This is a genomic window from Enterococcus sp. LJL128, assembly GCF_056924295.1.
Genome location: NZ_JBXPBP010000028.1, coordinates 1 through 9,885, shown reverse-complemented (window position 1 = coordinate 9,885; position 9,885 = coordinate 1). Strand labels below are relative to the sequence as shown.

Sequence of the window (9,885 nt, the reverse complement as noted above, 5' to 3'; positions counted from 1 at the left end):
TTGTAATCAGAGGGTCGAGGGTTCAAGTCCTTTAGCCGGCATCCAGAAACGCGGAAATAGCTCAGTGGTAGAGCACCACCTTGCCAAGGTGGGGGTCGCGGGTTCGAACCCCGTTTTCCGCTTTCAAGTACCGCGCCGGGGTGGCGGAACTGGCAGACGCACAGGACTTAAAATCCTGCGGTGAGTGATCACCGTACCGGTTCGATTCCGGTCCTCGGCATTAGAAATATGTAGCACCCATAGCTCAACTGGATAGAGTGTTTGACTACGAATCAAAAGGTTAGGGGTTCGACTCCCTTTGGGTGCATAGTTAGAATATCTGACTTCAGATTTAAAGGGCATCTTTCGTTCCTTTTATGTCTATAGTCTTTTTTTATTAACTTAGTTTATTTTCGGGAAGTAGCTCAGCTTGGTAGAGCACTTGGTTTGGGACCAAGGGGTCGCAGGTTCGAATCCTGTCTTCCCGATTGTTAAAGCCTTACTTTTTAAGCAAGGTTTTTTTGTTATGTAAAAATTATCAAAGTCTTTTTTTAAATATTGTTAAGCCTATTATAAATGATATAATGTATGTGAGTGCAATCAATTTCTTGGGTAGTAGTTGGGAAAGGTAATATAGCTCTTAGTAGCTAGAAAAATTGGATGGGAGAGAAAAAGAAAATGAGAAATTTTATTGAAAAAGTTAAATCAGAGCGTTGGTACTTGTTGGTTCTATTGCTATTTTTAGTAGTAGGAATAGCTGGGTGTGGCGAAAGTAAAACAGAACCCAAAGATACACCAGAAGATAAACTGACTGATTTAGCTGTTGGTGATGGGGTAACAATGTATGGAGTGACAGTAACAGTCAATTCTATAGGTGAAGGTGAGCCGGCATTAGGGTCAACAACATACAAAGTAAATGTCACTTATAAAAATGAGACTGGCAAAGGATTGAATATATCTCCGTATGATTGGCATACTGTTTTACAGACTGGTTCTGACAAGGCGCATGTTGGTGGGAAATCGTTTAATTTGGAAACGTTGAAAGACGGGGAAGAATGGACAGGAGACGTCACTTTATGGGGAAATGATGATCCTGTGAAAGTTAAATTTTCGTCATCTTTTTTAAGTATAGCAAACGATGACAGAGAAGCGACCTGGCTGATTCAATAATATTTTGAATGAGTAAAGCCAAGTAATTCTGCATTTAGCAAGGCAGAAGGCTACACATTAAGATTCTAAAAAACTAAATGATTTTTAAGAGTGCTTCCCTTCAGAGGAGCTTCTTAGTATGAGAAAAGCATCCTTTGCTTAGGTGAGGATGCTTTTTAATATACATGAAGAACGGACAAGATGAATTGTTTGAAGGATTATCTAAGCCTAAAACTTCAAGATAGAAATAGGTGTATTTTTTTGAGATGTGTAATTTTTTTCGAAATTTCGATTGAAAATGCATGAGTATAAAACATTTAAAATGTATTCGATAGACAGTTGGGAGGAGAAGGTTGAAACCTTGAAATCCGTGTGTTCATTGTTAGGTATTCTTAATACTACTGTGGCATATTTCGCCAGCTGACTGTCTAAGTTTGAAGTGATAGCAATGATAGGTGTTCCTCTTTTAATGAAGATACGGGCTTCATTGACTGTTTCCGCTGTGTTGCCGCTATAGGAAACAATAATGGCTGCATCTTCTTTTGTCGCATTGGCGGCTAGATAGAACTGTTCTGGTTGTAAGTGAACAAGATGAATATACATATTGATCCGCAGCAGCTTTGTTTGAAAATCTGTTAGGCGAATGAAAGAGTTGCTGACGCCGACAGCCAGGATATTTTTGGCTTGCATGAGCAAATCTACACTTTTATTAAGCTCTGCTTCGGTTAACAGGATTTGCGTAGATTGAATGGATTCTTCTGTAAGCTGGGCAATTTTTTTTGCAACTACAACATCAGAATCACCTGAATGAAAGGGCATATTGGCATCAATATTACGAATATTTTGATAATGTAGTTCTAAATCCCGGGAAAGTCTTATTTTAAACTCTTTAAAGCCGCTGCTGCCGGCTTTTTTGCATAGGCGAACAATCGTAGAGGTGGAAGAGCTGGTAGCTTCTGCTAGTTCATAGATGGACATATGGAGTACTCGTTCAGCATGAGCAAGAACAAACTCAATAATCAAGCGTTCATTAAAAGTAAATTTTTTTTCCTGTTGCAGTTCTTCAATTAGATTCATAAGATCACCTACTCGATAGTATAAAGAAACTTTGTTTCGCCATCAGTATACCTTATTCTAGTTATTTATGAAACATAGTTACAGAATGAAGGGCTGCTATTTACTTAAAATTGAAATGGAAATAAGATGAATCTATAATAAATTTATTCATTTTTGGGAGGAGATTCAAATGGAAAAACTCACTGGTTGGGTTGAAGCGACATTAGTCCCGAAGGTATCTAAAATAACGAATTTGAGATATTTTCAGGCACTTAGGAATGGTTTTTTTGCAATTATGCCGTTAACAATTATTGGTTCAATTTTTATGCTAATTACGGATTTTCCTGTATCCGGTTACGAAGAGTTCATGGCAGGGATTTTTGGCACAGGCTGGATGGATTTTATCTCCCCTGCTTACCGGGCTACGTTTAATATGATGGGGATTATTTTTGCCGGCACGATGTCTTATAAACTGGCGGAGAGCTATGACATGGATCGATTGACTTCGCTGGTTTTAGGTCTGGTAGCCTATGTGGTGGTTTTACCTAAGACAGTGGTTGCTGAGTCTGGAGAAGTTGTCGGGCGGGTTCTGTCATTTAACTGGCTTGGTACGCAAGGAGTTATTACTGCGATTATCATGTCGATTCTTTCTGTTGAAATTACCCGTTTCTGTGTAAAGAAGAATCTGATTATCCGGATGCCGGAGAGCGTGCCTACTATGGTAAGTCAGGCTTTTAGCGCTTTGTTGCCGGGAATCTTTGTTGTGGGTGTCTCACTAATTATTAATGGGGTAGGTGTAGTCTTGGCTGAATCTTTCCCAGAACTGATTTATGCGGTGATACAGGCTCCGCTGCAAGGACTTGTGGGAACACCGTTTGCAATTATTGTGGTAGCGGGTTTGAATGGTTTGCTATGGTGGTTTGGTATCCATCCAACAGTTATCAATTCTATGCTGTATCCGATTCTTTATGCAAATGCTGATAAGAATCAGGCGCTAGCTGAACTAGGTAAACTAACTGCTGAAAATGGCAATTTCGGTACGGTTCAGATGCTGGATCAATTCGCCACAATAGGTGGTGCCGGCTGTACGATTGGGTTAGCGATTGCAATGGCGATTGTAGGACGCTCTTCACGGATGAAAGCAATGTCAAAAATTTCTTTTGTTCCTGCGTTTTTCAATATTAATGAGCCGCTAATTTTCGGTTTGCCGGTTATCTTTAATCCGCTGATTTTAATTCCAATTACTATTGCACCTATTGTTTCTGTTTTAATAGCGCTTGTATCAATGAAGATAGGTTTTATGCCAATGTTTACTAATATTCAAGCACCGTGGGCAACACCGTTTATTTTCTCTGGATTTCTAGTTGGCCAGTGGCAGGGAGCCGTTACTCAGATTGTTTCGGTGGTAGCCTGTGTAGCCATATTCTATCCGTTTGTGAAAGCATTGGATAATCAGTACAAGAAAGAGGAAGCACACGAAATTCCCGATTCACTTTAAGGAAAGAAGGAAATAATGATATGAATGAGTATTATGAAAATATTTGCTGTGAGGTAGAAAAGACAACGGGAAAGGCTTATCATGCAATGACTCCGGAAATTGTTCAAACCTCGTCCTTTTTCTTTCCAACCTATGAAGAATTCATGGCAGCCAGCGTAGATGAAAAGAATAATTACGTATATACGCGCGGAACAAATCCAACAACTGAGATATTGGAAAAGAAAATTGCTCAACTTGAAGGTGGAGAGAAGTGTAAGGTCTTTTCATCAGGGATGGGGGCAATATCTGCAACGCTGTTTACGTTACTGGCACAGGGAGATCATGTGTTAATGGTGAATACAATCTATGGAGAGTCACTCTCATTCATGCAGGATATGGGAAAGTTTGGCGTAGAGCTGACAAAAATTGATGTAGCGACAACAGCTGAGGTTGAAGAACACATTCAGGAGAATACAAAACTTATCTATTTTGAGAGCCCATCTTCTCAAAAGTTCGAGCTTTTAGATATGGAAAAAATTACTGAGCTGGCGAAAAAGCAGGGAGCCTATACAGTTATCGATAATACGTGGGCATCACCACTGTTCCAGCACCCGTTAGATTACGGTGTGGACGTTGTTATTCATTCCTGTTCCAAATATATCGGCGGGCATTCGGACATCGTTGCAGGCGCTGTGGTAGGCTCAGAACAGCTGGTGGACGAGATATTCGAAAAAGGGCATCAGGCTTTAGGAGCAGTCAACAGTCCGTTTAATTCATGGCTGGCTATTCGTGGGTTACGTACGTTAGCTGTACGGATGGCTCATCAGACAGAAGCAATTAAAACGGTTTTAGATTGTTTAAGCAAAGATCACCGTATTAGTAAAATCTATCATCCGTACCTTGCTGAAGGGGAGCAAAAACAGCTGGCTGATAAATATCTTAAAGGATACGGCTCATTGTTTGCGATTGATTTACAGGATACGGACTTTGATCAGTTGAAAACATTTGTCAATGCATTAAAAGTCGTTACAATTGGGGTTAGCTGGGGCGGCTTTGAAAGCTTGGCTTTACCAGTATTTAAAGGAAGTAATCTAGAAGCTGTGAAAAAACGTGGTCTTTCTCCATCACATATTCGAATGTATGTTGGACTGGAAGCTCCTATGTCGATTGTAGAAGATATTCGTCAGGCTTTAGACCAAGCCTATGGAAAGGAAGTAAAAAATGAAGAAAACGCATAATTCAGATAAATTAAGCGCATTAGGACCCTATTCTCATGGTGTGGCGGCCCAAGGAGAAACAGTCTATCTTTCAGGACAACTGGGAATCAATCATCGTACAAAGGAAATGGGCGCAGATATTAATGCTCAAACTCGTTTTGCTTTAGAAAACGTACAGCTGCTGTTGTCAGAGTTGGGTTTGGAGATGAAGGACGTAGTAAAGACACTAGTACTGTTGAAGGACATTGCTGATTTTCAGGAGATGAATCAAGTCTATAGTGAATTCTTTACAGAAGAGGCTCCAGCCCGCAGTGCTTTTCAGGTAGGAGCATTACCTAATAACGGGTTAGTAGAAATTGAAGTAATCGCTGTAAGATAGGTTGCTTTATAATTAATAAAAACTAAAAAAAGCCTCATACAAAGCTGAAAATAGGCTTCGTATGAGTTTTTTTTATGTGTAGAGCGTGTTGGGAAAAATGAGCTTATTTCTATGTCACAGCTTTCTTTTGTATTATATTTTTTGTTCAGCCCGTTTAATTAACTGAGTAATTTCATTATGTGTGGGAACCAATACAGGGCCATGTCCGCAAAAAGTTTTGTAAATTGTATAATCTGCGTATAGACTTTTGACTGAATCAACAGCTGCCTGCTTATCTACAGTAGCAAAAGCTGGAAAAGGAAAACGCCAGCGCAAATCTCCGGAAATAGCAGCTCCGCCCCTAGTTTGAATTAAATCACCTACGTAGCTTGAAAGACTCCGTGTATCAATCAATGAAATTGATCCATTGGTATGGCCAGGCGTTTCATATACAACTAAGCTTCCTAAGACATCTTTGTGCTTCAGCAGCAGATCCGGTTCTATCGGTAGATGGATATTTCTCACGCCTGTTTTACTATCTGAAAATTCTTGTGCACCAATGCAGACTTTTGCTTTTGGAAAATAATTTTTTATTTTATTGATATCTCCAGTATGATCGGCATGTGCATGGGTCAGAATGATATACTTCAAAGGTTTGCCGGTATCCTCTACCGCTTTAATGATGGGTTCTGCCATCCCTTGTTTACTACAATCGATTAGTACACAGTAGTCTTTTTCTAAAATAATGTAGCAATTTATAGGAAATATCCGCGGCATCGTAATCAGCTGCAGTGATTCTTCAGTGGAATGATAAATTGTTTTCATATGTTTCCTCCTTGATTTCTTCAAATAATTTTTCAATAAAACTATCTAAAGAGTGATCAGTGCCGCTATTTTCCAAGTGCTGTTTCAACTGCTGAAAGTCATCCGTATAGGGGATTTGCTTTAACAGCTGTAGAATTGCCTGATAATGTCGCACGGCTCTCTCTAAATCGCTAATTTTTTTCTCTAGTAAAGTTTTACCCTGCTGGTTGCAGTCTTCAGAAAGCTCCTGGTCAAAGAGCAGCACGAAGGTGTTGATTTCCTTTAGAGAAAAGCGGGCATATTTCATTACAGCGATATATTTTAGCTTGAGCAGCTCTTCTTTTGAATAGATGCGGTAATTGTTGTCGCTGCGTTTAGGTGTAATCAGTTTTTCTTTTTCATAATACCGGATAGTGTCTTTTGAAAGGTTTGTCAGCTTAGCAATCTCGTTGATTGTCCATTCAGTGGTCATGTTGTTTTCCTCCTGATTTCATCATAACATTAGAGTAAACTCCAAGGTCAATACTGAAAATGTGAATTATTTGTTGAAAATCCTTTGATTTTTCAATAAAGTATAAGCTTTCTTCTTTATTTACTTGTACAAAAACGATATAATTATGGTCAGTATTAGTCAAGGGAGAAGGATAATGTCATGAACAATAAGAACACTTCTGATCTGATTGAAGCCTATTTGAAAAAGATACTAGAAGATAGCAGTAAGATTGAGATTCGACGTGCCGAGATGGCCAATTTATTCAATTGTGTCCCTTCCCAGATAAATTATGTAATTAATACTCGTTTTACCATTCAGCGGGGATATTCTGTTGAAAGTAAACGAGGTGGAGGCGGCTATATCCGAATTGCCAAGGTTCAGCTATCTGACAGTACACAGCTGCTTAAGCAGATGGAGCAATTCATTGGTGATCAGCTATCAGAGAAAGACGCATTGGTTTTTGTGCAGAAATTATATGAAGAAGAAGTAGTGACGAAGAAGGAAGGCAATTTGATGCTTGCTGCTTTGGGAAAAAATGTGCTGGGAAAATTTGGCGCACAGGAAGATTTTTTACGTGCTCAGTTAATGTATGCTTTTTTGGAGCGTCTGAGCTATGAGGAGGAATAGTTTATGGATGAGTTATTTACAGATAGCGCTAAAGCCGTTTTGGCTATTGCACAGGAAGAGGCAAAATATTTCAAGCATCAGTCGGTTGGCTCAGAACACTTGCTGCTGGCATTAGTAATTGAGCCGAAAGGTATTGCCGGCAAAACACTGCGCCAGTTGAATGTAGAAAAAAATGATATTCGCGAGGAAATTGAACACTTGATGGGGTACGGAATGGCAAAATCCTATCCAAAAGGGATTTATCTACCTTATTCACCTCGGGCGAAGCAAATTTTTGCTTACTCTGGAGAAGAAGCTAAACGCTTAGGTGCTCCGAATATTGGGACAGAGCATTTGCTGCTGGGGTTGTTGCGTGATGAAGATATATTAGCTTCACGAATTCTAGTAAATTTAGGTTTAAGCCTAATCAAGGTTCGGCAGCTGCTTATGAAAAAAATTGGTATTAATGACCCACAGATGGCGATGTCTGGCAACAAACGGAAAAATCAAAAGGGTGCTGCGCAAAAGGGCGGCGGTACACCTACACTAGATTCGCTTGCTAGAGATTTAACGAAATTGGCTCGAGAAAAGAACCTTGATCCAGTTGTTGGCCGTTCAGATGAAGTAAGAAGACTGATTCAGATTTTAAGTAGAAGAACTAAAAATAATCCTGTACTGGTTGGTGAACCAGGTGTAGGTAAAACAGCAATTGCTGAAGGTCTGGCACAGAAGATAGTTAATGGAGAGGTTCCTCAGGCTATGCAGGAAAAACGTCTGATGATGTTGGATATGGGTGCACTGGTAGCCGGGACTAAGTACCGTGGCGAGTTTGAAGATCGATTGAAAAAAGTCATCGACGAAATTTATCAAGACGGTCAGGTAATCCTGTTTATCGATGAGCTTCATACGTTAATTGGTGCCGGCGGTGCTGAAGGAGCAATTGATGCTTCCAATATTTTAAAGCCGGCATTGGCTCGAGGCGAACTACAGACGATTGGTGCAACAACCCTAGATGAATATCAAAAATATATCGAAAAAGATTCTGCTTTGGAAAGACGTTTTGCTCGTGTGCAGATTGATGAGCCAACACCGGAAGAAGCTATTGAGATTTTGAAGGGACTACGGTCCAGATATGAGGCTCATCATGGGGTTGAGATTACTGATGAAGCACTGCATGCAGCAGTACAGCTTTCTGTCCGCTACATCAATTCACGGCAATTGCCGGACAAAGCGATTGATTTGATGGATGAGTCAGCAGCTAAAGTTCGTTTGGATTTGGCGGATGAACCTTCAGAAATTAATCATTTGCGTACAGAGATTCAGGAACTGTCAGATGAAAAGGAAGAAGCTATTCTGGAACAGTCCTTTGAAAGTGCAGCGAGACTGCGGATGAAGGAAAAGAAACTGATGCAGAAACTGGAGAATTTGTTGCTGCTGGAGCAAAAAGAAGCATCAGGTTATACAAATAGAGTAACAGATGAAGATGTTGCAGCAGTGGTTTCTCAATGGACAGGCGTGCCGCTGCAGCAGCTGGAGAAAAAAGAGAGTGAACGATTGATGGAGCTCGAATCAATTCTTCACCATCGTGTTGTTGGACAAGATGAAGCAGTTCAAGCCGTTTCCAGAGCAATTCGCCGGGCACGAAGCGGTCTGAAGGATCCGAATCGGCCGATTGGTTCCTTTATGTTCCTTGGTCCTACTGGAGTAGGAAAGACAGAGCTGGCGAAAGCATTGGCTGAAACGATGTTTGGCAGTGAAGATGCCCTGATTCGGGTGGATATGTCTGAGTTTATGGAAAAATATAGTACCAGCCGACTGATTGGTTCACCTCCAGGGTATGTAGGTTATGAAGAAGGTGGTCAGTTGACTGAAAAAATTCGTCAAAAACCATATTCTGTAATCTTGCTGGATGAGGTGGAAAAGGCTCATCCGGATGTTTTCAATATTCTTTTACAAGTGTTGGATGATGGTCATTTGACTGATTCTAAAGGACGTAAGGTCGATTTTAGAAATACTATATTGATTATGACGTCAAATATTGGTGCAACTGCGATTCGTGAAGAGAAGAATGTTGGATTCAACGTTCAGGATTTAACGAAGGATCATAATGCAATGCAGAAGCGAATTTTGGAAGAACTGAAAAAAGCATTTCGTCCGGAATTTCTTAACCGGATTGATGAAACGATTGTCTTCCGTTCGCTGGATCAGGATGAAATTCATGAAATTGTTAAGATAATGAGTAAGGCTATTGTGGTACGGATGGCTGAACAAGATGTCTATGTGAAGATTACACCATCTGCAATTGATGTCATAGGAAAAGTAGGCTTTGATCCTGAATACGGTGCACGTCCAATCCGTAGGGCTCTGCAAAAAGAAGTAGAGGACCGCTTGAGTGAAGCACTGCTTTCCGGTCAAATTCATTTAGGCGACAAAGTAACAATTGGTGCAAGCAAGGGTAAGATTACCTTAAATGTCAAAGCACCAGCTGCTAAGAAGGAATTGCAGACGATTTAACTCACTTGAGTATTGAATAGTATAAGTGCTAAAAGAAAGAAGACTGAGGTCGGAGTAGTGCTCTGGGATTTCAGTCTTCTTTTCCTGCATTTTTTTCAGAATTCTGGCTCTTTGTCAACTAATGTTGGTGAAGAGAAATCTTAGAATTTTTGAAGATCAAGAGGAAACATTTCTCTTGGTCTTTTTTAGTTTACAATTAAAGCGTTGCCGTGGCGAATCATAATTCGCAGTT

Annotated in this window: 9 protein-coding genes and 4 tRNA genes; 10 read left to right on the top strand and 3 right to left on the bottom strand. The window is 40.2% G+C overall.

Annotated elements, in window-relative coordinates:
• Positions 1-50 precede the first annotated feature (50 nt).
• The 5 genes from AC1Z3K_RS18460 (at position 51) to AC1Z3K_RS18440 (ending at position 1,149) form a co-directional block, all read left to right on the top strand.
• Positions 51-122, top strand: a tRNA-Gly gene (locus AC1Z3K_RS18460).
• Positions 123-134: 12 nt separating this feature from the next.
• Positions 135-220: transfer RNA gene (locus AC1Z3K_RS18455), tRNA-Leu, on the top strand.
• 13 nt (positions 221-233) lie between these two features.
• A tRNA-Arg gene (locus tag AC1Z3K_RS18450) sits at positions 234-307 on the top strand.
• Between the two features lie 86 nt (positions 308-393).
• A tRNA-Pro gene (locus AC1Z3K_RS18445) sits at positions 394-467 on the top strand.
• 190 nt (positions 468-657) lie between these two features.
• Positions 658-1,149, top strand: a complete 492-nt coding sequence (locus tag AC1Z3K_RS18440) for a hypothetical protein (RefSeq protein ID WP_426084787.1) — start codon at positions 658-660, stop codon at positions 1,147-1,149.
• Between the two features lie 207 nt (positions 1,150-1,356).
• Here the strand turns inward: AC1Z3K_RS18440 and AC1Z3K_RS18435 are convergent, their stop codons facing one another.
• On the bottom strand, positions 1,357-2,205 hold the full coding sequence (locus AC1Z3K_RS18435) for a MurR/RpiR family transcriptional regulator (RefSeq protein ID WP_461733551.1): 849 nt from the start codon (positions 2,203-2,205) through the stop codon (positions 1,357-1,359).
• 169 nt (positions 2,206-2,374) lie between these two features.
• On the opposite strand from AC1Z3K_RS18435, the gene AC1Z3K_RS18430 reads away from it, so the two are divergent.
• From AC1Z3K_RS18430 to AC1Z3K_RS18420, 3 genes are read left to right on the top strand one after another with little or no spacing between them, the layout of a single operon-like run.
• On the top strand, positions 2,375-3,682 hold the full coding sequence (locus AC1Z3K_RS18430; RefSeq protein ID WP_461733550.1) for a PTS sugar transporter subunit IIC: 1,308 nt from the start codon (positions 2,375-2,377) through the stop codon (positions 3,680-3,682).
• A 20-nt stretch (positions 3,683-3,702) separates the two neighbouring features.
• The gene (locus AC1Z3K_RS18425) at positions 3,703-4,899 is read left to right on the top strand and encodes a trans-sulfuration enzyme family protein (protein WP_461733549.1); all 1,197 of its coding nucleotides are present in this window, start codon (positions 3,703-3,705) and stop codon (positions 4,897-4,899) included.
• Complete coding sequence (locus AC1Z3K_RS18420) at positions 4,883-5,257, top strand: RidA family protein (protein ID WP_426084791.1); 375 nt, start codon at positions 4,883-4,885, stop codon at positions 5,255-5,257. Before AC1Z3K_RS18425 ends, AC1Z3K_RS18420 begins: the two co-directional genes overlap by 17 nt.
• A gap of 132 nt (positions 5,258-5,389) precedes the next feature.
• Here the strand turns inward: AC1Z3K_RS18420 and AC1Z3K_RS18415 are convergent, their stop codons facing one another.
• Both AC1Z3K_RS18415 and AC1Z3K_RS18410 read right to left on the bottom strand, forming a co-directional pair.
• On the bottom strand, positions 5,390-6,061 hold the full coding sequence (locus tag AC1Z3K_RS18415; RefSeq protein WP_461733548.1) for an MBL fold metallo-hydrolase: 672 nt from the start codon (positions 6,059-6,061) through the stop codon (positions 5,390-5,392).
• Positions 6,036-6,512, bottom strand: a complete 477-nt coding sequence (locus AC1Z3K_RS18410; protein ID WP_461733547.1) for a MerR family transcriptional regulator — start codon at positions 6,510-6,512, stop codon at positions 6,036-6,038. The genes AC1Z3K_RS18415 and AC1Z3K_RS18410 overlap by 26 nt, the downstream gene beginning before the upstream one ends.
• 180 nt (positions 6,513-6,692) lie before the next feature.
• Here AC1Z3K_RS18410 and AC1Z3K_RS18405 point away from each other — a divergent pair, with 180 nt between their 5' ends.
• Both AC1Z3K_RS18405 and AC1Z3K_RS18400 read left to right on the top strand, forming a co-directional pair.
• The gene (locus tag AC1Z3K_RS18405; protein ID WP_426084794.1) at positions 6,693-7,160 is read left to right on the top strand and encodes a CtsR family transcriptional regulator; all 468 of its coding nucleotides are present in this window, start codon (positions 6,693-6,695) and stop codon (positions 7,158-7,160) included.
• A gap of 3 nt (positions 7,161-7,163) precedes the next feature.
• A complete protein-coding gene (locus AC1Z3K_RS18400) occupies positions 7,164-9,653 on the top strand; it encodes an ATP-dependent Clp protease ATP-binding subunit (protein ID WP_461733546.1) in 2,490 nt (829 codons plus the stop codon).
• Positions 9,654-9,885: the final 232 nt, after the last annotated feature.

Coding starts and splice junctions, on each gene's coding strand:
- AC1Z3K_RS18440 (WP_426084787.1), top strand. CDS start 658: ATGAGAAATTTTATTGAAAAAGTTAAATCAGAGCGTTGGTACTTGTTG.
- AC1Z3K_RS18435 (WP_461733551.1), bottom strand. CDS start 2,205: ATGAATCTAATTGAAGAACTGCAACAGGAAAAAAAATTTACTTTTAAT.
- AC1Z3K_RS18430 (WP_461733550.1), top strand. CDS start 2,375: ATGGAAAAACTCACTGGTTGGGTTGAAGCGACATTAGTCCCGAAGGTA.
- AC1Z3K_RS18425 (WP_461733549.1), top strand. CDS start 3,703: ATGAATGAGTATTATGAAAATATTTGCTGTGAGGTAGAAAAGACAACG.
- AC1Z3K_RS18420 (WP_426084791.1), top strand. CDS start 4,883: ATGAAGAAAACGCATAATTCAGATAAATTAAGCGCATTAGGACCCTAT.
- AC1Z3K_RS18415 (WP_461733548.1), bottom strand. CDS start 6,061: ATGAAAACAATTTATCATTCCACTGAAGAATCACTGCAGCTGATTACG.
- AC1Z3K_RS18410 (WP_461733547.1), bottom strand. CDS start 6,512: ATGACCACTGAATGGACAATCAACGAGATTGCTAAGCTGACAAACCTT.
- AC1Z3K_RS18405 (WP_426084794.1), top strand. CDS start 6,693: ATGAACAATAAGAACACTTCTGATCTGATTGAAGCCTATTTGAAAAAG.
- AC1Z3K_RS18400 (WP_461733546.1), top strand. CDS start 7,164: ATGGATGAGTTATTTACAGATAGCGCTAAAGCCGTTTTGGCTATTGCA.